Raw genomic sequence first — 23,060 nt, 5'->3', positions numbered from 1 at the left:
AGATGACTTATAAAAGATTAGATGAAGGCGATTTAAAATATATTGGCAGTATCATTAATGATTCCGAAAGAATTCTTTATGGGGAAAATATTAATGAAGAATATAGCCATGATGAATTAAGTGATACTAAAAGTTATCCGGATGTAGTGGTAAAGGTCATATCTACGGAAGAAGTTTCTAAAATAATGAAATATGCCTATGATAATAATATTCCGGTTACTCCTCGTGGTTCAGGAACAGGACTTGTTGGATCCTCTGTAGCAATGGAACATGGAATCATGCTTGATACCAGTTTAATGAATCGTTTTATTGAATTAGATGAAGATAACCTCACCATTACTGTAGAGCCTGGTGTATTATTAATGGAACTTGCTGCTTATGTTCAGGAAAGAGACTTATTCTATCCACCGGATCCAGGTGAAAAATCTGCAACCATTGGCGGTAATATCAGCACAAATGCAGGTGGCATGAGAGCTGTAAAATATGGAGTTACAAGAGATTATGTACGTGGGCTTGAAGTAGTGCTGCCAGATGGTAAAGTGGTTGAATTTGGTGGTAAAGTAGTGAAGAACAGTACCGGGTATGCAATGAAGGATTTAATGGTTGGTTCCGAAGGAACTCTTGGAATTATAACGAAAGCTATCTTAAAGTTATTACCATTACCTAAAAAAGCAATCAGTTTATTGATTCCGTTTCCTAGTTTAGAAAAAGCAATTGGGACTGTTCCACTTATTATTAAATCCAAGTCCATTCCTACAGCCATTGAATTTATGCAGAGAGAAGTTATCATCGATGCAGAAAAATATCTGGGTAAGAAATTCCCTGATAATAGTGCAGATGCATATCTATTACTCAAATTTGATGGAAATTCAACAGAAGAAATTGAAAATGCCTATGATAGTGTAGCTAAGATCTGTTTGGAACAGGGAGCAATTGATATTCTTATTTCAGATACCAATGAAAGAGAAGAATCCATCTGGAAAGCAAGAGGTGCATTCCTTGAAGCAATCAAAGGTTCTACAACTTATATGGATGAAGTAGATGTTGTTGTTCCCAGAAGTTCAGTAAATGAAATGGTTGAATACATCCATAGTTTATATAAAGAAGTGAATATAAGGATCAAGAGTTTCGGTCATGCGGGAGATGGTAATTTACATGCTTACGTATTAAAAGATGATTTAAGTGAAGAAGAATGGGAGAAGAGAATGAAAGCTGCCATGGATAAAATCTATGGTAAAGCCAGAGAGTTACATGGGCAGGTTTCTGGTGAACATGGTATCGGTTATGCAAAGAAATCTTACCTGATGGAATCTATGGATCCTGCAACTGTTGAAATTATGAGAGGTATTAAGAACGCATTTGATCCAAAGAATATTCTAAATCCTCATAAAGTATGTCAATTGTAAAAAGAAACAAAGGAAAATATTATATTTAAAGTTCAGGCTGGATTATAGCCACGAGTTCTCGTGGCTATAATCCAGATTTTTTATATTTACCCGGGCAAACTCTTTGTTCTATATCCAACAGGTTACAGTTCAGCCCTAAGCAAAGTTGTCGTAAGAATTTCTTAATAAAAATATATGGAAATCATTAGAATTCATAATTTTTAATCTGCTACAATGAAATAGACATCAGATAAAATTGTGAATAGGAGTAGTACTTATGAATGAAAAAATACTAATTGTCGAAGATGAGTGTGAAATAGCTGATTTAATTTCCCTATATTTACAAAATGAAAATTATACTGTATATAAATTCTATAATGCAAAAGAAGCTTTGGAATGCATTGATAATACATCCCTTGATCTGGCTATCTTAGACGTTATGCTTCCGGATATCAATGGGTTTACTATCTGTAAAAAGATTCGTAAAGATCACAATTATCCTATTATCATGTTAACTGCGAAAGAAGAAGAGATTGATAAAATCACCGGCCTTACTTTGGGAGCAGATGATTATATGACAAAGCCATTTCACCCACTTGAATTAGTTGCAAGGGTAAAAGCGCAACTACGCAGATATAAAAAATATAATACACCCCAGGAGCAGGAAGAGCAGATCATATATCATTCAGGCCTGGTTATTAATATAAGTACCCATGAATGTTATCTGAATGAAAAACTTTTATCACTTACCCCAACAGAATTTGCAATATTACGTATTTTATGTGAGCAGAAAGGTAATGTAGTCAGTGCAGAGTCATTGTTTCATCAAATCTGGGGAGATGAATATTTTTCTAAAAGTAATAATACCATATTTGTTCATATTAGACATTTAAGAGAGAAGATGAATGATTCTATTGATGACCCTAAATATATTAAAACCGTATGGGGAGTGGGGTATAAAATTGAGAAGTAAGTTAGGTAATAAACAATATGCAAAGATCATACGAAGATTATATTTTCAGATGCTTGCTGTTTTTTTGTTTGCCATGATTATTGGGATCGGAATTCGTACCGTTGGAAGAGGATATATTGGTAACTGGATTTTAAGTATTATACAGGATCAAAGTAATCTAAACTGGTATGAATCGGCATATATTTATCAAATTTATATACGAAATAATATTGAAATAATTGTTATGGTTACTATTCTTTTCTTTTTTGCAATTCTCTTTCGTATTTCTTTAGTATGGTTTACTAAATATTTTGATGAGATCGTTTATGGAGTGAATCAATTAGTACAAGAAAATGAAGAGAAAATTATATTATCACCAGAACTTGATTTTTTTGAAGAGAAATTAAATCAGGTAAAAGACAAATTATTGGAGAGAAAATTAAAATCCATGGAAGCAGAAAAAAGAAAGAATGAATTAGTGGTATATTTAGCACATGATATAAAAACCCCATTAACATCTGTGATAGGGTATTTAAATTTACTTGATGAAATACCGGATATGCCATGTGAGCAGAAAGAAAAATATATTAATATCACATTAAAGAAAGCAACTCATTTAAATATGCTTATAAATGAGTTTTTTGATATAACTCAGTATAATGTTCAGAATATAACTCTGGATATGGTACAAATCGATTTATATTATATGTTAGTGCAAATGGCAGATGAATTTTATCCCAATCTGGTTCCCCAAGGGAAGAAAATAATAATTAATGCTGATGAGGATTTAATAGTTTATGGGGATCCTAACAAATTGGCCAGAGTTTTTAATAATATCATTAAAAATGCCATAGCTTACAGCTACGAAAATAGTAACATTGAGGTTGTTGCGAAAGTACAGGAAGATAATATAATGATTACATTTATAAATAATGGAAGCACAATTCCTAAAGAACATATAAATTCTATTTTCAGGAAATTTTATCGTGTGGATGGTTCACGTTCCACAGCTACCGGAGGTGCTGGATTAGGACTTGCAATCGCAAAAGAAATCGTAATATTGCATGGGGGAAATATTACGGTTGAAAGTGAAAATTCAATTACAAAATTCATAGTATCACTTCCTGTCAGTCAAAATCATGATGTTCTTTAGAATTTCTTAATATCTTAACAAATCTATATTAAAGTTTTACCTATTTTCTTTTGATATGATACGTATGTCAGAAGAAAATAGGTTTTTTGTTAAACAGGAGGTTTGTTATATGAGGTTATTAGTAGATTCATTCAATTATCTTTTACCAGGATGTATAGTATCCATTTGCTATTTAATCATATATGAAATGATAATTAAAATGAAAAAAGAGAGAGTAACATGGTGGTATCGTATTCTATTATTATCATTTGGTATATACTTAACCATTATTCTTTCATCCACCATATCACCAGTTTACGGTTTCTCATTGGGGGTGCCAGATTTTCAAAATATCAATTTGAAACCTTTTAAAGTTTTAGATACCTTATCATCAAATTCGATTAATTTCTTTGGAAATATAATAATGTTTATTCCCTATGGTAGTTTTCTTGTTTTATTAGGGAAAAAATTTCGAAAGGTTCATATTACTGTTTTCTCAGGGATAAAATTATCACTATTCTTGGAAATAGTACAACTATTTGAGGATAGAGGAACAGATATCGATGATTTAATTTTAAATGGATTTGGGACACTTTGCGGGTATATTATCGGTATATTGGTAATATCAGTTTTTCCAGCTATTTTCTTAAACATCAGACCGGTAATGAGAGAAAGTGGAAAGCTGGTAAGAAAAGATATTAATCATAATTATTTTATAATTATAATTGTTATTTCAGTATTTTTAATCGGGTTTAAGGAAATAAAAACTTTTGAAGATAGAATTGATAATATGCAAAAAACAGATTTTTCATCTCCAAAAGCAATTGAGTTGGAACCGGCACCAAAGAAGAATATAGCTAATTTAGATGTTAATGTAAACGCTCCTAATGTGTATTTATTTGATGTTGAAAATGAAGTTGTTCTATATGAAAAGGAAAGTAATGCAAAAATTGCTCCGGCAAGTACAACTAAAATGCTAACAGCGATAACAGTCTTAGATTATTGTGAATTGAATGAAGAAGCGGAAGTGGGGCAGGAAATTTATCTGATTGCAAATGATGCCTCAAAAGCATGGCTATCCGTGGGGGATAAATTAACAATAAAACAATTATTAGATGCCCTTCTATTACCATCTGGGAACGATGCTGCTTATTCTTTAGCAGTTTATACAGGAAGAAAAATATCGGGAGATTACAATTTGTCGATACAAGATTCTATCAATTTATTTATTTCCACCATGAATAAAAAGGCCGTGAGCATAGGAGCAACACATTCGAATTTTTCCAGCCCTGATGGTTATGATGCTAACGGTCAGTATACAACTGCGTATGATTTATCACGTATAGGAGAAGAATTTATAGGAAACTCAACACTAAAAGAAATTGCTTCCAGTATACGGATTAGCGATAAGTGGCCTAACGGAAAAGAGATTACTTACAAAAATACAAATGAATTAATTAATCCTGAAAGTCCATATTATTATAAGAATGTAATAGGGTTAAAAACCGGTTCGTCCGGTAATGCAGGAGATTGTCTTGTATCAGCTGCTAATATTAATAATAAATTGTATATTTGTGTATTAATGGGGAGCACTTCAAAAGAAGACAAGTGGCTGGATAGTATAAAGTTATATAATTCTATTCACTAATATTTTGCCAAAGGTCAATATACATCTTTAGATTATAAAAATTTAATAAATAATGGGCTAAACAATCATTGACCAGTAACCTTTTCCATGTTATTATAACTGTTATCTTTTCATAAAAGAATAATAGTTATAATTGGCACAATTTTAGGAAAATGGTAACATTTTCATGAGGTCAAATGGATGCATAAGAAAACAATTAAATATATAAAAAAGAATAAAAAACTAATAACAATTACCATTTTTTCTTTATTAACCTGTATTATATCTGCATATGTGAATCATATTTATAACGCAGATTCTTTATATACATGCTTATTTTATATTCCTGTTGTTATGACTGGATTATGGTATTATCAATATACCATTCATTTATCTATATTTTTTACTCTTTATATTAATTTTCTTGATTTTATATCCAAAGATGGTATGAATATTGATCAGATATTAAGAGGATTAAGTATGATCACAGGAGCAATTGTGCTTTACTGCTTAAGAAAAACTCTTAATAAGAAAAATGAAGAATTAAATATAAGTAAGAACCTTCTGCTTCATGAGAAAGAGTTGCTAAGTACTATGTTATTATCTATTGGTGACGGTGTTATCAGTACAGATAAAAAAGGGAATATAATCTTTTTAAACGAAGCAGCGAAGGAACTGACTGGTTGGATCAAGGAAAGTGCAATCGGACGTTCTATCAATGATGTTTTTCATGTCATTGATGAAAATACCAGAGAGAAACCAGTGGATCTGTTAAGTGAAGGACTAAAAACAAGTAAAAATATTGAAGCAGCCAAGGATAATATTTTAGTATCAAAAAATGGGAAAGAAATATATATTGATGTAAGTATTTCACCTCTATATGATAATGAAGATCATATTAACGGTATTGTTATAGTTTTTCGTGATATTACAGAGGTTCAGGTACAAATCAATGAAATAGAGTACTTAAGTTTTCATGATCCACTGACCGGGTTAGGAAATCGAAGATATTTAGAAAAGAATTTGCTGAAATTTAACAAGGAAGAAAGTCTGCCCTTAGCTGTCATCATGGGAGATGTCAATGGTTTAAAACCCACAAACGATACATTTGGACATAATAAAGGAGACAATCTGTTAGAAGAAGTGGCGAAAGTGCTAAGAGCTGCTTGCCGTGTTGATGATATTATATGCCGATATGGTGGAGATGAATTTATTATATTACTACCTAAAACGAATGAATCAGAGGTAGTTAAGATTGTAAAGAGGATAAGAGAGGCATTCTCGAATGTAAAAATAGGACCAATTGATGTGTCCATGTCATTAGGGTGGTCTGTAAAAAATAATATATCTGAAGATATTCAAGAAACCATAAAAGTAGCAGAAAATTATATGTATAAAAATAAATTCTTTGAAAGTCCTAATATCCGGGGCAATATTGTACATAATATCATGAACACATTAAAGGAAAATTCCATTATAGAAGGAGGACATTCGGAGAGAACGGGAGAAAGTGGTGTAAAGATAGCAAGAGCTTTAAACCAAAGTGAAGAAGAATTAGAAAAATATCGAACAGCTTGTTTACTGCATGATATCGGGAAAATTGCTATTGATAAAGAAATCATAACAAAAAAGACAAAGTTAACAGAGGAAGAATGGGTCACTATCAAACGTCATCCTGAAATTGGATATCGGATTTTGAATGCTGTTCCAGAATATGCGGAGATATCAGAATATATTTTAGCACATCATGAAAGATGGGATGGCAAGGGATATCCCAAAGGGTTGAAAGGAGAAGAAATACCATATATATCAAGAATTATATCGCTATGTGATTCTTATGATGCAATGATATCAGACAGACCGTATCGTAAAGGGATGAGCGAAGATGAAGCGGTTGATGAAATAAAAAAATGTGCCGGGACTCAATTTGATCCTGATATTGCAAAGTTATTTGTGGAAGAAGTATTGGGTAAAAAATGGGAATAATGATGAATGATAGGGACGGCTATTTAACAGCAGGAGGTATTTATGGGGAAATTATATGAATTTGAAGCTGAAATTAAGAAAGTACCAGATATCAACGGGGCTTATGTGGAGATACCATTTGATGTAAAAGCAGAGTTTGGAAAAGGAAGAGTGCCAGTAACTGCAACTTTTGACGGAGAACCGTATACAGGAAGCCTGGTACGAATGGGAACACCTTGTCATATTATTGGTATCAGAAAAGACATTCGACAGAAGATAGGAAAACAACCAGGAGATGTAATCAAGGTGACACTAAAAGAAAGAGAAATCCATAAGTAATTATTAAAAGTGAATAAGTGAGACTTATCAATGTAAAATAAACGGCACCTAAAATATTAGAGTAAAATCTAAGATTTTAGGTGTTTTTTGCGTTAGATTCTTTTACATAATTTTATTTTATTGTTAAAAGATATTGACTACATAATTTATCAGGCTTATAATATGACCAAATAGTCACATGACTTTAAAGTCATATCATTATAAATTAGGAGGAGACAAGAGAACATGCCTAAAGATACATTTATTAATTTACCAATAGAAAAACAAGAAAAAGTAATGCGCTCTGCCATTAATGAGTTTATAAAAAATGGTTTCGAAAAAGCCAATGTTGGGAATATTGCTAACATTGCAGGTATTGCAAAGGGGAGCATCTATCAGTATTTTGAGAATAAGAAAGAACTATTTCTATATTCAGTAAAATGGTCCATAGATCTATTGCTTAACAAATTTGGGAAGAACCTGGTGCTGCATGATAAAGAGATGGATATTTTTGATTTCTTTTATCATACATCAAAAAATTCTATGGAACAGATAAGAGAAGAACGAGAAATCACTATTTTTATTCAGGACGTTTTTCTTGGGAAATATGATAACTTAACGAATGAATCCATGTCTTATATTACAAATATTTCTGAAGAATATCTTTTAAATATAATTAACGTTGGAAAAGAGAATGGTTCTGTCAGAAAAGACATAGACGATCACCTTCTTATACTGTTTATTACCGGAGTATCTTTTAAGATAAAAGAATATCTGATGAATAAAGCCAGAAACCAGGGTGAAGACATTATTGATGAGGATTATGAGCAATATGAAAAGGAAATCAACGCTTTAATCGAACTTTTAAAGCATGGCATGGGAGGAAAATAAATGTTTATTAAAGTAGAAAACCTGACGAAAAGTTATAAAACAGGTGAAGTAACAACAACGGTTTTAAAAGGAGTGGCTATGGAACTTCACAAGGGGGAAATAGGAGTGATTCTGGGTCCATCTGGTTCTGGAAAATCTACGTTACTTAATATTATTGGTGGAATTGATCGAAGTGATTCTGGTACGGTAATTGTAGATAATATAAAAGTTACAAAATTAACGGATGATGAACTTACAGATTATCGAAGGGATTTTATTGGATTTATCTTTCAATTTTATAATCTTATTCCTAATCTTACTGTTGGAGAAAATATTGAAGTGGTGGCAAATATAAGCAAATCACCATTCTCTATTGATGAGGTTTTAGAGGCAGTGGGCTTACTGGATAAAAAGAACCGTTTTCCGAAAGAGTTAAGCGGTGGAGAACAGCAAAGAGTCTCCATTGCAAGAGCAGTAGTAAAAAATCCAAGGCTGTTATTATGTGATGAACCAACAGGTGCACTTGATTTTGCATCCTCCAGAGAAATATTAAAACTTCTTCAGAATATTAACAAAAGATTTGGAACTACGATTTTAATGATCACACATAACTCAGCAATCAGCGGAATGGCTGGTCAGGTATACCGGGTACGAAGTGGTGAGATCGTAGAAAGAATAATGAATGAAACGATTATACCTGCAGAAAGGATTGAGTGGTAATGATTATACCTGCAGAAAGGATTGAGTGGTAATGATTATCCATAAAAAGATTAAAAGGTCTATGTTAGAAAATAAGTCCCAATATTTTGGCGCGTTTGCTCTTATTGTGATTAGCTGTCTTTTCTTTACCATGTTTAATCTGCTTTCCTATAACCTGGAAAATATAAAGAACTCTTTTGGAGATAAATATATTCAGGAAGATGCGAACTTAATCACTGACAAGAAATTAAGTAACATATCAGACCTTGAAACAAAATTCAATATGATAATAGAAGAAGGGAAGTCCTTTGATTATTCAGTTTCAGAGGATAAAGTTTTAAGAATTTTTAGTGAAAATACAAAAGTCAATATTCCTGCAATTACCACAGGCAAACCTTTAAGCAGTAATAATATTCTCATTGATCCTGCCTATGGCAAAGCAAATAACCTAAAGATAGGTGATACCATAAATATTAACGGTAAGCCGTTTACTATTTATGGTTTTATGTCACTTCCAAACTATATATATCCTCTTAAATCAGAAGGAGATTTATTGGTAGATTCCCATAATTTTGGCATAGCAGTAGTGAGCAAAGATGATTTTAATGGATTGAATGATGGAGCCAGTTTTTATCAAGTCAAGTTTAATCAGACCAGTGAGGATTTATCAAGTAAGATTTCTAAATTTAAAGATCTCTTACATAGCGATAATATTACTATTTTAAACTGGATGAATTCCTCTGCCAATATGAGGATCACCATGGTAGATACAAAGCTAAAAGGTATTAATTAGGTCAGTTCCATTATGCCCCTTGCAATACTTCTATTAACTTGCATACTGACCGGTATCGTGATATGGCGGATGATAAAGAGAGAGTCTGTAATTATTGGAACCTTATATGCTTTGGGCTATAATAAAAAGCAAATTCAAAATCATTATTTAAGATATCCGCTTACCATAGCTGTAGCAGGTGGAATTCTAGGAACTATATCCGGACTGTTTACATTAAAACCTATGATTCAGGTCATGATTTCTTATTTTAATATGCCAGTAGGTAATATTATATTGGAAGGAAAATATATTATTTTAAGTATTTTGCTCCCTATAGTGTTTCTGATTACAGCTGGATATTTAGTAGTTAGAAAAGCACTGAAAAGTTCTCCGCTAGAACTTATGAGAAATGGAAAAGAAAGTAGTAAAGTTGGATTCCTTGAGAAGAATTTGAAGCTGGATAGGTTTAAATTTAAAACAAAGTTTAAGATAAGGGAACAGCTTAGAAGTATACCAAGAAGTGGATTTTTAATACTAGGTGTGGCTTTAGCTACTATGTTACTGCTCATAGGATTTGTATCAAAGAGTTCATTAGATTATTTGATGGCAGAAGGTTTTGAAGAGGCTTTTAAATATAAGTATCAATATGTATTTAATTCACTACAGCAAGGAACACCTGAACAGGGAGAGGCTTTTTCGGAAGCTATTTTTACCTTAAAGTCAAATAAAGAGATAAATGTGGGAGCTTATGGAGTAAGTACAGACTCAAGATATATTACTTTTAAAGATCAATCAGGAAATAATTTAAGTACAGATCAGGTTATACTAACAAGACCATTAGCGGATAAGCTGAAAGCAAAACCGAAGGATACCATTCAGATTGTGAATAGGGTTGATATGCAGGAATATAGTGTGACGATTGATAGTATCGCAGAATCCTATGTTGGAAATTACATTTATATGTCATTGGATCAATTTAATAATATGCTAAATTATCCGGAGGGATGCTATTTTGGATTATGGAGTTCTAAAGAGTTGAACATTCCAGAAGAACAATTATTAGCTTCACTTACAGTGGAGGATATTAAGAATGCATTCACTTCAATGACGCAGCCTATTAAGGTAACAGTAGGTACCATGGCATTTCTTTCATTTATTATTGGGTTAATTGTCATATATGTTGTAACTTCCATGATAATAGAAGAGAATAAAGAGAATATATCTCTTATGAAAATTCTGGGATATCGGAAGAAAGAAGTATATTCCATGGTTTTAAACAGTTCTACGGTATTGGTTATTATAGGATACCTTTTAGGAATACCGTTACTTATGAGTTCACTTGAAGCTATGTTTCAGTCTCTGACAAAGGAGATGAGTATTTCACTGCCAATAAAGATTGATTTCATTTACTTAATAATTGGTTTTGCAATTATCTATTTAACATATGAGATTTCAAAAGCTATTAGTAAAAGAAAAGTAAACAGGATTTCTATGAATGAAGTTATAAAATCCAGAATAGAATAGATAAAGAAGGTCGAAAAATTCTTAAGGAATTTTTCGACCTTCTTTACGCCATTCAGAGAATTCTGCAGTAGCCGTAAATAGAACATCAGAAGAGGAATTTAAGGCAGTTTCAAAGGAATCTTGTAATACGCCTATAATGAATCCTACACCAACAACTTTTATTGCAATTTCATTTGGAATTCCAAATAAACTGCAAGCAAGGGGTATCAATAATAGAGAACCTCCAGCAACACCAGAGGCACCGGCTGCACTAATAGCTGAAAGTACACTGAGAATCAAGGCAGTGGCAATATCTACTTGAATCTCAAGGGTATTTACTGCCGCAAGTGTTAAGACAGATATAGTGACTGCTGCCCCCGCCATATTCACAGTTGCTCCTAAAGGAATTGAGACAGAATAAGTATCTTTGTCTAAGCCAAGTCTTTCACATAGACTCATATTAACAGGAATATTTGCTGCTGAACTACGAGTAAAGAATGCAGTGATGCCGCTGTCTTTCAAGCATTTTAATACAAGGGGATATGGATTTTTACGTATATAAAGATAAACAATAATTGGATTTACAGCTAAAGCCACAAAAAGCATACAGCCGATTAATAATATCAATAATTTTCCATAACTTAGCAGGGATTCGAGTCCATTAGTCGCAATAGATTCAAATACAAGACCCATGATCCCTAAAGGAGCCAGACTAATTACCCACCGAACGATTGTTGAAGTTGCATCAGAAAAATCAGATATCATTTTTTTTGTAGATTCTGGTGCAGATTTTAAGGCAGCACCAAGAAGTATTGACCATGATAAAATACCAATGTAGTTAGCATTAAATAGAGCCTTGATTGGATTATCCACGATATTTAATAATAATGATGCTAAAACTTCTGTAATACCACCAGGAGGTGAAACACCTTCAGCACTGGCAGAAAGTGTTAAACTGACAGGAAAGATAAAACTCGCTACAACTGCAACAAACCCTGCAAAAAAGGTTCCTAAAAGATAAAGTATTATAATCGATTTCATATTTGTATGCTGGCCATGCTTATGTTGGGATATGGCAGACATAACGAGAAAAAAGACAAGGATGGGAGCAATTGCCTTTAGTGCACTGACAAATAAAGTTCCTAGTATAGTGATGGGTCTTGCTACATCAGGCAGGGTGATTGCCAGCACTATCCCAATAATTAATCCAATAATAATCTGTTGTACTAAGCTTATTCTTTTCCAGGTTTTTAACAAATTGCTCATAATTTGATACCAGTCTCAAGGAAAAATACTTGCATTTTCATTTGAGACGCAAACACAAGGGATGAAGGATATGTGTTTGCATATAATCCTTTCTTACATTTTTCTTTCACTCTTTTTCTCCCAGTCAAGTGAAATCATTTCTTTCAAAAATTAAGATATCCTTTAGTATTTCAAATAAAATAAATATCTATACATGTCCAAATAAGCAATTTAGAGGGGGAAATGTACAGAAAATATTGTTTGTTTTTATCACCTATATTACAATTAATTTATTATCAGGTGAAATGCCAGAATTAATTGTAGTATAAACTATATAAAAGATAAGGAGGTTTCTAATAAGTTTAACGTTAAACTACATGGGAGGTGATTTCTAAAACATATTATAGGGTTTATCAGGATTAGTATTTTTGCAACTTATGAATCAGTAAATAATATTGGAGGTGTAATTTATGAAAGATGGTTTCAAAAGGTTTTCACATGTTTTGTTAGGATTAGTCTTAATTGCTACTCAAATTTTTGCATCTATGCCAACTGTCTATGCAGCAGAATCTTCTAATCTGGCATTAGGAAAAACTATCACAGCAAATAATCATACCCAGGTTTATGCAGCAACAAATGCCAATGATGGTAATATAAATACATATTGGGAAGGTGGGGCAAACGCATATCCTAATACTCTTACCACTGACCTTGGAAGTACACAATCGATTAATAAAGTTGTATTGAAACTGAATAGATCCTGGGAAACAAGAACCCAGACTTTATCAGTATTATCAAGTACAGATAATGTTAATTATTCAACTTGTGCAACATCAGATACATATACTTTTAGTCCTTCCAGCGGTAACACGGTTACCATTAATTTTACAGAAGGAAATGCAAGATATATAAGGCTGAACTTTACAGCCAATAGTCAGGCTACTGGTGGACAAGTTGCAGAATTTGAAGTTTATGGTAAATCAGACCCCCAAGGAATTCCAGACCTTATAGTAGCAGATATATCCTGGAGCCCGGCAAATCCTGAGGCAGGAAATCCAGTAACCTTTAGTGCTACAATTAAAAACGAGGGAACAGGAGCTACACCTGCAGGAACAATTAATGGAGTTAGTTTTTTAGTGGATGGAACACAAGTGTCATGGTCGGATAATAATACAGGTTCCATAGCACCAGGTAGTTCTGTTACTGTAACAGCCAATGGAGGGCCAGGTGGTTCTGCATGGACTGGGATCTCAGGCAATCATACCGTGATCGCATGGGTTGATGATGTAAACAGAATATCTGAAACCAATGAAAATAATAATCAAACATCTAAAGTAATTAATATCGGTGGAAATAACGAGAATCCAAACGGTGCAATTGATTTGGCGATTACAGATATTACATCTACTCCTGCTTCGCCACTAACAGGAAATAATGTTATTTTCAGTGCAGTAGTTAAAAATCAGGGAGATAAAGCAACACCGGCTGGAACAATTATTGGAGTAAGCTTTTCTGTTGATGGGAAACAAGTTAGCTGGTCGGATAATACTACTTCCTCATTACCAGCAGGAGCAGCTGTGACAGTGACAGCTAACGGAGGACCAAATGGAACAGCTCATTGGACGGCTGCAACAGGTAACCATACAATACTGGCCTGGGTAGATGATGTTAATAGAATATCTGAATCCAATGAAAATAATAACCAGTATACAGAGAACCTGGCAGTAACTACAGCACCAATGCCTGATTTAGTTGTTACTAATGTAACCTATTCCCCTGCTGCAATCATATCAGGAGATAAGGTGGATTTCACAGCAACAATAAAGAATCAGGGAACATTACCAGGTGCTCCGGGGGTGGTTGCATTTGCAGTAGATGGAACAGTAGTATCTACTACTTCAAATAATACAATCCCACTGGCAGTTGGTGCTACCACAACAGTAACTGGATCATGGACAGCTACAACAGTAGGATCACATTCGATTACCGTTACCGTTGATAATGCCAATACCACCAATGAGGGCAATGAAACAAATAATACCACCAGTTTAAGTCTGTCTGTTACTCCAAAAGATGGTGTGGATTTCATCGTAAAAGATATTACATGGTCACCAGCCTATGTGGTTGCTGGTAACTCAGTTACTTTTAGTGCAACAATACAAAATCAAGGTACCAAAGCAGGTGTACCGGGAGTAGTTGCATTCCAGATAGATGGTTCACAGGTAGCTGCATCTGCAGATAGTAACTCAACAGTACAACCAGGCTCCACATTTATGGTAAATTCCACCAGAACATGGAATGCAGTAAGTGGAGCCCATACGGTAAAAGCTATTGTAGATTATAACAATAAAACAGCAGAAACCGATGAAACCAATAACAGTTTAGAAAGGAATTTATCTGTAAGCAGTGGGAACCGTGGAGCAACCATGCCTTACGCAAGATACGAATCTGAAGATGCTTCTATTGGTGGTGGGGCCATCTTAAGAGAAGCTCCTGATTTTAATTATGCACTTACCGCTTCTGAAGCTTCTAACCAGAAATATGTAGCACTCCCAGCGAATGGCTCCTATGTAGAATGGACCATTGACAAGGGTGGAGCAGGAGTGAATATGAGATTTACCATGCCAGACTCTAGTGATGGAATGGGTCGCAACGGCTCTCTTGACTGCTATGTGAATGGAACGAAAGTTTCAACAATTTCCCTGTCATCCTATTGGTCATGGCAGTATTTCACAGGAGATCAGCCACAAGATGCACCAAATGGAGGACAAGCTGCATTCCGATTTGATGAAGTACACTGGAAATTAAATACACCTCTTAAAGCAGGGGATAGATTAAGAATCCAGAAGACGAATGGTGACAGCTTGGAATACGGTGTTGACTTTGTAGAAGTGGAACCTGTTCCATCTGCCATATCGCAACCTGCGAATTCACTTTCAGTTACATCTTATGGTGCTACACCGGATGATAATACGGATGATTTAAATGCATTTAGTGCTTGTGTTAATGCGGCAGCTTCTTCTGGCAAAACGGTTTATATCCCTGCCGGTAAGTTTAATTTAGGCGGAATGTGGACCATTAATGCAAATAATATCATAATTACTGGTGCAGGTATGTGGTATACGAACCTCCAATTTACTTCTCCAAATGCAGCAAGCGGAGGTATTTCTTTTAGAATTACCGGTACAGTAGACTTTAGTAATGTATATATTAATTCGATGCTTCGTTCCCGCCATGGGCAGCAGGCGATCTATAAATGTTTTATGGATAATTTCGGAACAAATTCAAAGATTCATGATTTCTGGGAAGAACATTTTGAATGTGGTTTCTGGGTAGGAGATTATGCCCATACTCCAGCCATTCCGGCAGATAATCTATTAATTGAAAATGGACGTATTAGGAATAATCTGGCTGATGGGGTGAATTTCTGCCAGGGTACAAAGAATTCTACAGTTCGTAATTGCAGTGTCAGAAATAATGGGGATGATGGATTAGCTATGTGGCCTGACAGTACTATGGGGGCACCAATGGAAGTGAATAACTCATTTATGTATAACACCATCGAGAATAACTGGCGCGCTGCTGCAATTGCAATTTTTGGGGGTTCCGGACACAAAGCACAATACAATTATATCAAGGATTGCTTTATGGGCTCTGGTATCCGATTAAATACGGTATTCCCAGGTTACCATTTTGAAAATAATGCAGGAATCCTTTTCTCAGATACTACAATCATTAATTCAGGAACAAGTAAAGACTGTTACAATGGAGAACGTGGAGCCATTGACTTAGAAGCCTCGAATACAAGTATCAGGAATATTACATTTGAGAATATTGATATCATAGATTCTCAAAGGGATGCAATTCAATTTGGATATGGCGGAGGATTTAGTAATATTCTATTTAAAAATATTAATATTAATGGAACGGGTAAAGATGCAATTACCACTTCAAGATTTTCACAGCCACATCTGGGAGAAGCAATTTATACTTATACAAGTAACGGATCGGCAACTTTTATTAATCTGACAACAAGTAACATTGAAGCACCTGAAAAATATTTAATTATGAACGGATTTAATATTATGTTTCAATGATATATATAATTTATTAAAATGATAATCAATTTTGTAAACAGGGATGCTATAAAGTATCCCTGTTTAGTTTAATTTTTAGCATTTATGTATAAAATGAACATATACTGTTAAAAAAAATAGTAGGTTACGAAATGAATGATGAAGAAAGATATAAAATCATAGATAATAATTATGCAGACTTACTCATTGATGAACGTATAATTAATGACATACAAACTATTTATACGGATGCTTCTTTTAATAGAATCAATCAAAGATATTCTATTGCTTATATACCTGCTGAAGATTTAAGCTCAAATATTATTTATAGCTTTGGTTATGAAATCATCCCTAAATGTTATGGCTTAATGTCTATTACCGGTTATGAATCTCTGGAGAGAGCTCAATTAAATTATACACCTGATATAGATTATACCGGAGAAGGAGTATTGGTTGGATTTATTGATACTGGAATTGATTATATGAATCCTGCATTTCAATATGAGGATAATTCCTCAAGGATTGTATCAATATGGGACCAGACAATAGAAAGTGAAAATGAATACCCAGAGGGATTTTATTATGGTACTGAATATAGAAGAGAACAGATAGACACAGCTTTAAGAAATAGCAATCCACTTTCAATTGTGCCTAGTATAGATGAAATAGGACATGGAACCAGGTTGGCTGGGATAGCTGGTGGATCATATAATTCAGATAATGGGTTTATAGGTGTGTCTCCAAATGTTGAATTTGCTGTTGTTAAATTAAAGCCAGCAAAAGCATATTTAAAGGATTTTTTCTTTATACCAGAAGATGCCTTATGTTATCAAGAAAATGATATTATGCTTGGAATCAATTATTTGGTACAAATCGCAAGGGAGTTGAAACGCCCTATTGCTATTTGCTTAGGGCTTGGTTCTTCTCAGGGCGCTCATCATGGAGATGGTATATTTAATAATTTCTTATCCGATATGGGGAATCAGATTGGTATCTCTTTTATAGTAGCAGCAGGCAATGAGGGAGCCATGGGTCGTCATTATTTCGGAGAAATTACACCAACGATTGGCTATAATGATGTAGAATTAAATATTGGTAATGAAATAGGTTTTTTTATGGAATTCTGGGGAAATGGACCCAACTTGTTCAGCGTTGATATTTTCTCACCAACAGGTGAATTCATAGGGCGTGTACCCACTTTTCTTGTGCAAAGAACTACGATTCAATTTGAATATATTAATACAATTTTAAATGTTGATAATACACTATCCGAGTCATCACTGGGTGATCAGTTCATTCTTTTCCGATTTAGAAATCCACAAAGTGGTACTTGGCGATTTAGAGTTTATGGAGTTGGTGACATTCTATCAAGTTTTCATATTTGGCTACCTATTAATGATTGGATTTCACAAGATACTTATTTTGTTGATTCAAACCCTTACACAACGATTACGGCACCAGGGAATGAAGCAACTGTATTAACTGTGACTGCATATGATAGTGAAAGTTTAAACTTATATTATAATGCCAGTAAAGGATTTACGAAAAATAATCGACCAAAACCAGATATAGCAGCTCCAGGTGTCAATATATTGGCTCCTATCATTAATAATCAATATGCTTGGAGTACGGGCACAAGCGTTGCGGCTGCCTATACTACAGGTATAGTAGCTATGCTTTTTGAATGGGGAATCATCAGAGAAAATTATCCTTCAATATCTAGCGCAAAAATAAGAATAATGCTAGCTAGTGGAGCCTACAGATTCCCTGACATTTTATATCCTAATCCAGATTGGGGATTTGGTATTTTGGATTTTAACAATTCGATTATAGTAGCTAGAAGAGAATAAAAGAGAAAAGATAAGATTTCTTTAATATAACTCACATTATGAAATATACAGAATAATATGAGATAAGAATATTTTATGGAGGTAGTATCTTGGGATACTATATTAGTATAGAGGAAGATGTTAAAATTTATGTAGAAGATTTAAATCCGGGATGTAATAATGTAATTTTATTTTTACATGGATGGCCAGGAAGTCACGAATTGTTTGAGTATCAATTTAATCAGCTTCCCAAATTAGGATTTCGTTGTATTGGATTGGATCAAAGAGGATTTGGTAAGTCAGATAAACCCTATTCGGGTTACGATTACGACAGATTATCAGATGATGTTAGAGCAGTCATTGAAGTTCTACAACTAAAGAACATTACTTTGGTAGGTCATTCAACAGGGGGAGCAATTGCAGTTCGATATATGGCAAGACATAGAGGATATGGTGTATCAAAGCTTGTACTTTGTGCAGCTGCGGCACCTAGTTTAATTCAACGCCCATATTTCCCTTATGGAATAAAGAGAGAAGATGTAGAAAATATTATTAATGGAACATATACGGATCGCCCGGCAATGTTACAGAATTTCGGCAATATGTTCTTCTACCAATATATTACAGAGGGGCTGTCCAAGTGGTTCTTTCGCTTGGGTTTACAAGCAGCTTCCTGGTCCACAGCAGCTGTTGCAAAAACATGGTTAGGAGAAGAAAAATTATTTGATGATATGTGTGAAATTAAAGTGCCTACTTTAATTCTCCATGGCATACATGATAAAGTCTGCTTATTCTCACTAGGCAAGGCATTAAATCAAGGAATAAGAAATTCAAAACTCATTCCATTTGAGTTTAGTGGACATGGTTTATTCTATGATGAACAGGATAAATTTAACAAAGAGTTGGTTGAATTTATCAAATGAATACCGACTAAGAGGGACTAAAATTCAGATGTGGTTCAAACCACATCTGAATTAAATTTTACCTGATGAAACAGGAATTAAATATATTTATGTTATAGGAGTTCTAATCAGGTTGTTTACAAGAGTCCTTTAAGTCCGGATAATACTGTATGGACCAATCTTCAATTTCTTTGATAATCCTAGTAATATCCTTACCTTTATCTGTAAGTGAATACTCTACTTTCGGTGGGATTTCCGCATAAATATTCTTGATAATCAATCCATCTTGTTCTAATTCTTTCAGTTTGTCATTCAATACTTTCTGACTGATTCCCTTAACAGTCCGCTGTAGTTCAAGAAAGCGGATGGGACCTTTATAAAGATGGCAAAGTATGACTGCTTTCCATTTTCCTCTTATAAATTCAACTCCAAAATCCAGTAAACATATATATTTTTTATTATTATAATCAATCATATTTTGATCCTCCAGGTTAAGCAAAATCAAACTATCTGCTTTTAGGCATTATTTTTATCAACCCGCTAGTAATCATATTAAATAATTTTATTATTAAAGTCAATCTTAATATGAAAATGCTAGATAAGGTATCTTACCAAACAGTAAGGTGACTTACTAAAAAGTGCGTACTTGTTTCTTAAATATATGAATCATATAATGAACTTATAATAAAAATGGAGGAATGAAATATGAAAGTAGTAGCATTTAACGGAAGCCCAAGAAAGAATGGAAATACATATGAAGCAATTAAAGTAGTAGCAGAAGAATTAGGAAAAGACAATATTGAAGTAGAAATCATTCATGTAGGTAATAAATTAATTCAAGGGTGTCTGGCATGTGGTGGGTGTGCAAGATCAATGGATGAAAAATGTTCAAATAGCAAAGACCCCGTAAATGAATGGATTCAAAAGATGAAAGAAGCGGATGGAATTATCCTTGGCGCTCCTACCCACTATTCTGCGATTCCAGGAACCATGAAATCATTCCTGGATCGTGCCTTCTATGTGGCATCTGTAAACAAGGGGTTATTCCGGCACAAAGTAGGGGCTAGTGTTGTTGCAGTAAGAAGATCAGGAGGTGTTCCAACCTTTGACCAATTAAATAATTTCCTTAATTATTCAGAAATGCTCATGCCAACATCCAATTACTGGAATGTAGCTTATGGAGCAGCTCCAGGGGAAACAGCCCAGGATGATGAAGGTATGCAGATTATGCGTGTCCTTGGAAAAAACATGGCATGGTTATTAGAACTTGTCAAAAACGGAAAAGATAAAGTAAAAGAAAATGAAAGAGAAAATAAAACATTCATGAATTTTATCAGATAATGTTAAGCCTTGCTTAAGTTGATAACTTAAGCAGGGCTGTTTTTATCTATAAAAAACACATCTTAACGGGAAAGAATTTGAGATGTAAAAAAACCCCAATTAAACTCGGGGCCGTACTAATACAGTATGGTATCATACCACCTATTATAAGTCTAGTATTTTTTTGATTTGCTGATAGACTTGGGTAAGGAAGGAGTGATATTTCATGAATAAAATAGAACAACAAGAGAAGATATATCTTAAGGAAGTTAGAAAGAAACTTGAATGTGCATATAAAAAAGTCCATATGCAGATTATCAATACAGCAAGTGACGTCAGCAATGTTAAAAAGTATATATGGGAGAATATTGCAGAATTAGATTTTGCTGAAAAAGCAGCGAATCGAATAGCAGTCACTGAGGCAATCGAATTTGGAGAGAAGGCAAAAAAGGAAAGAGAGAGGTTGCTAAAATCAAAGAAATCCCCGTATTTTGGAAGAATCGATTTTAAATGCAGACAGGAAGAAGATAATAAGGATGGGACAAAATATTATATAGGAATTCATTCTTTTTCTGAGAATCAATATGCAGAACCACTTATTTATGATTGGAGAGCACCTGTATCCAGTATGTTTTATGACTTTGAATTGGGACAGGCATTTTATGAGGCACCCATTGGCAGAATCGATGGTGAGATAATAAGAAAGCGCCAATACAGGATAAAAGACGGAAAGCTGGAATATATGTTAGAAAGTTCCTTAAATATTGGAGATGAAGTGCTGCAGAAAGAATTAAGCCAGTCTACGGATGAAAAAATGAAGAATATTGTGGCAACGATTCAGAGAGAACAAAATATAATTATTCGTGATGAAGATACCAATATCATGATTATCCAGGGGGTCGCCGGTTCTGGTAAAAGTTCCATAGCAATGCACAGAGTTGCCTTTTTATTATACAGATTCAAAGAGGAGATAACCTCAGATGATATTATGATTATTTCACCCAATAAGGTATTTGCTGATTATATCTCTGGTGTGCTGCCTGAATTAGGGGAGGAGAATATCCCAGAGATGGAGTTTGAAGAACTTGCAGGAGAGATATTAGGAGATAAAATAGTTTTTCAAACTTTTGCAGAGCAGGTAGAGGAGATTTTGCAAGGGAATGATCCAGATAATGTGAAAAGAATCAAGGAAAAGTCGGAAATTGCTTTTTTAGAGAAACTCGATAAGTATTTAAATATTTTAGAAACAGAATTTTTTCAGGGGAAGGATTTAGAATGTAGTGGATATATCGTGAAAAAGGATGAGATAGAATCTCGTTTTGCTGGAAGTAAGAGTGTGCCGATCTTAAAAAGAATTGACAAATTGATAAATGATCTGATTTACAAGATAAAATCTATGATTCGGGAAGAAGAAGGGATATGGAAGGCGAGTTTTGGAACCAGTATAAGAAGACAAATAGAGGAAATGTTTCCTTTTAAGAATTCATTACAGATTTATCAGAATTTTTTTCAATATATTGAATTAGAACATTTGTACAAGAAAAAGAAGAAACTAGAATATTGTGATGTATTTCCTCTTATATATGTCATGCTCCATGTGGAAGGAATGGAAATGAAGTATGGTTACGTTCGCCATCTATTAATTGATGAAATGCAGGATTATACACCAGTCCAATATGGGGTTATTAAGAGATTGTTTCAATGTAAATTAACGATCATGGGGGATAGATACCAAAATGTTAATCCTCATAGTTCTACATCAATGGAAAAAATCAGTTATATATTTCCTGATGGGAAATGTGTGGAATTAAAGAGAAGTTATCGCTCTACCTATGAGATCGTGGAGTTTTCCAGAAAGATTCAGCCATGGATCAGTGTTCTACCAGTAGAACGGCATGGGGAAAAGGTATCAGTAACCGGTTTTCAAACAAGGAAAGAAGAGATTGAATTTTTAAAAAAGAAAGTAAAGGAAGAAAAAGGGAGAGAAAAAGTATCTATAGCAATTCTGTGTAAAAGCCAGCATCAGGCAAATGACCTATACCATCTTTTAGGAGGGGTAAATACAGCAATTAAGCTACTTGGCTTCTCGGATAAGGAATTTATTGAGGGTATCATCATTACTTCTATTCATATGGCGAAGGGGCTTGAATTTGATGAAGTTATCATTCCACAAGTGAACAAAGAAAATTATTATACGGAAATGGACCGTAATCTGCTTTATGTTGCTTGTACGAGGGCAATGCATAAATTAAAAATTACTTATGAAAATGATCTATCGGAGTTTATTTCTGATTCCTTCATTGACTTTATATAATATTTATGATAATATTCTAAATTAGTAAATAAGTAATTTAGTAATTTGATTATTTTTAGTATTAAAATTTGTTGCTTTTAAAATATTAAATAATAAATATAGGAAAGATTCACATAAATATCAATTCAGAAATCTTATATAAGATATTAAG

General features: G+C 33.8%; 17 protein-coding genes. 15 read left to right on the top strand and 2 right to left on the bottom strand.

What is annotated here, in order from left to right; genetic code table 11:
- Window positions 1–2 precede the first annotated feature (2 nt).
- The 10 genes from EDD66_RS12810 (at window position 3) to EDD66_RS12770 (ending at window position 11,244) form a co-directional block, all read left to right on the top strand.
- On the top strand, window positions 3–1,406 hold the full coding sequence (locus EDD66_RS12810; protein WP_123609983.1) for an FAD-binding oxidoreductase: 1,404 nt from the start codon (window positions 3–5) through the stop codon (window positions 1,404–1,406).
- A gap of 256 nt (window positions 1,407–1,662) precedes the next feature.
- Complete coding sequence (vanR, locus tag EDD66_RS12805) at window positions 1,663–2,358, top strand: VanR-ABDEGLN family response regulator transcription factor (protein ID WP_123609982.1); 696 nt, start codon at window positions 1,663–1,665, stop codon at window positions 2,356–2,358.
- On the top strand, window positions 2,303–3,490 hold the full coding sequence (locus EDD66_RS12800; protein WP_123609999.1) for a sensor histidine kinase: 1,188 nt from the start codon (window positions 2,303–2,305) through the stop codon (window positions 3,488–3,490). The genes vanR and EDD66_RS12800 overlap by 56 nt, the downstream gene beginning before the upstream one ends.
- A gap of 109 nt (window positions 3,491–3,599) precedes the next feature.
- Window positions 3,600–5,117 carry a VanZ family protein gene (locus tag EDD66_RS12795; protein WP_170164349.1) on the top strand — a complete coding sequence of 506 codons (1,518 nt, stop codon included), beginning with the start codon at window positions 3,600–3,602 and terminating at the stop codon, window positions 5,115–5,117.
- A 180-nt stretch (window positions 5,118–5,297) separates the two neighbouring features.
- Complete coding sequence (locus tag EDD66_RS12790) at window positions 5,298–7,082, top strand: sensor domain-containing diguanylate cyclase/phosphohydrolase (protein WP_123609980.1); 1,785 nt, start codon at window positions 5,298–5,300, stop codon at window positions 7,080–7,082.
- 42 nt (window positions 7,083–7,124) lie between these two features.
- Window positions 7,125–7,400: a DUF1905 domain-containing protein gene (locus EDD66_RS12785; protein WP_123609979.1), complete on the top strand. Its 276-nt coding sequence runs from the start codon at window positions 7,125–7,127 to the stop codon at window positions 7,398–7,400.
- 225 nt (window positions 7,401–7,625) lie between these two features.
- Window positions 7,626–8,270, top strand: a complete 645-nt coding sequence (locus tag EDD66_RS12780) for a TetR/AcrR family transcriptional regulator (protein ID WP_123609978.1) — start codon at window positions 7,626–7,628, stop codon at window positions 8,268–8,270.
- Window positions 8,271–8,969, top strand: coding sequence for an ABC transporter ATP-binding protein (locus EDD66_RS12775; protein WP_123609977.1), 699 nt, complete (start codon window positions 8,271–8,273; stop codon window positions 8,967–8,969).
- A gap of 31 nt (window positions 8,970–9,000) precedes the next feature.
- Window positions 9,001–9,741, top strand: coding sequence for a hypothetical protein (locus EDD66_RS18910; protein ID WP_330511186.1), 741 nt, complete (start codon window positions 9,001–9,003; stop codon window positions 9,739–9,741).
- 12 nt (window positions 9,742–9,753) lie between these two features.
- Complete coding sequence (locus EDD66_RS12770; protein ID WP_330511185.1) at window positions 9,754–11,244, top strand: ABC transporter permease; 1,491 nt, start codon at window positions 9,754–9,756, stop codon at window positions 11,242–11,244.
- 21 nt (window positions 11,245–11,265) lie between these two features.
- On the opposite strand, the gene sstT is transcribed toward EDD66_RS12770, so the two are convergent.
- Window positions 11,266–12,489 carry a serine/threonine transporter SstT gene (gene sstT, locus EDD66_RS12765; protein WP_123609976.1) on the bottom strand — a complete coding sequence of 408 codons (1,224 nt, stop codon included), beginning with the start codon at window positions 12,487–12,489 and terminating at the stop codon, window positions 11,266–11,268.
- A gap of 449 nt (window positions 12,490–12,938) precedes the next feature.
- Between sstT and EDD66_RS12760 the strand changes: the two genes are divergently transcribed.
- From EDD66_RS12760 to EDD66_RS12750, 3 genes are all read left to right on the top strand, one after another.
- The gene (locus EDD66_RS12760; RefSeq protein ID WP_123609975.1) at window positions 12,939–16,565 is read left to right on the top strand and encodes a CARDB domain-containing protein; all 3,627 of its coding nucleotides are present in this window, start codon (window positions 12,939–12,941) and stop codon (window positions 16,563–16,565) included.
- A gap of 131 nt (window positions 16,566–16,696) precedes the next feature.
- Window positions 16,697–18,394, top strand: coding sequence for a S8 family peptidase (locus EDD66_RS12755; protein ID WP_123609974.1), 1,698 nt, complete (start codon window positions 16,697–16,699; stop codon window positions 18,392–18,394).
- Window positions 18,395–18,483: 89 nt separating this feature from the next.
- Entirely contained in the window at window positions 18,484–19,296 is an 813-nt protein-coding gene (locus tag EDD66_RS12750) for an alpha/beta fold hydrolase (RefSeq protein WP_123609973.1), read from the top strand.
- Between the two features lie 103 nt (window positions 19,297–19,399).
- On the opposite strand, the gene EDD66_RS12745 is transcribed toward EDD66_RS12750, so the two are convergent.
- Window positions 19,400–19,750, bottom strand: a complete 351-nt coding sequence (locus tag EDD66_RS12745) for a winged helix-turn-helix transcriptional regulator (RefSeq protein WP_123609972.1) — start codon at window positions 19,748–19,750, stop codon at window positions 19,400–19,402.
- Window positions 19,751–19,980: 230 nt separating this feature from the next.
- Between EDD66_RS12745 and EDD66_RS12740 the strand changes: the two genes are divergently transcribed.
- Both EDD66_RS12740 and EDD66_RS12735 read left to right on the top strand, forming a co-directional pair.
- A complete protein-coding gene (locus tag EDD66_RS12740) occupies window positions 19,981–20,616 on the top strand; it encodes a flavodoxin family protein (protein WP_123609971.1) in 636 nt (211 codons plus the stop codon).
- A 205-nt stretch (window positions 20,617–20,821) separates the two neighbouring features.
- Window positions 20,822–22,909 carry a HelD family protein gene (locus tag EDD66_RS12735; RefSeq protein WP_123609970.1) on the top strand — a complete coding sequence of 696 codons (2,088 nt, stop codon included), beginning with the start codon at window positions 20,822–20,824 and terminating at the stop codon, window positions 22,907–22,909.
- Window positions 22,910–23,060 lie beyond the last annotated feature (151 nt).

It is taken from the genome of Mobilisporobacter senegalensis (assembly GCF_003752155.1).
Lineage (GTDB): Bacteria > Bacillota > Clostridia > Lachnospirales > Lachnospiraceae > Mobilisporobacter > Mobilisporobacter senegalensis.
The sequence above is the reverse complement of the archived record's forward strand: the minus strand, read 5'-3'. Positions and strand labels throughout refer to the sequence as shown.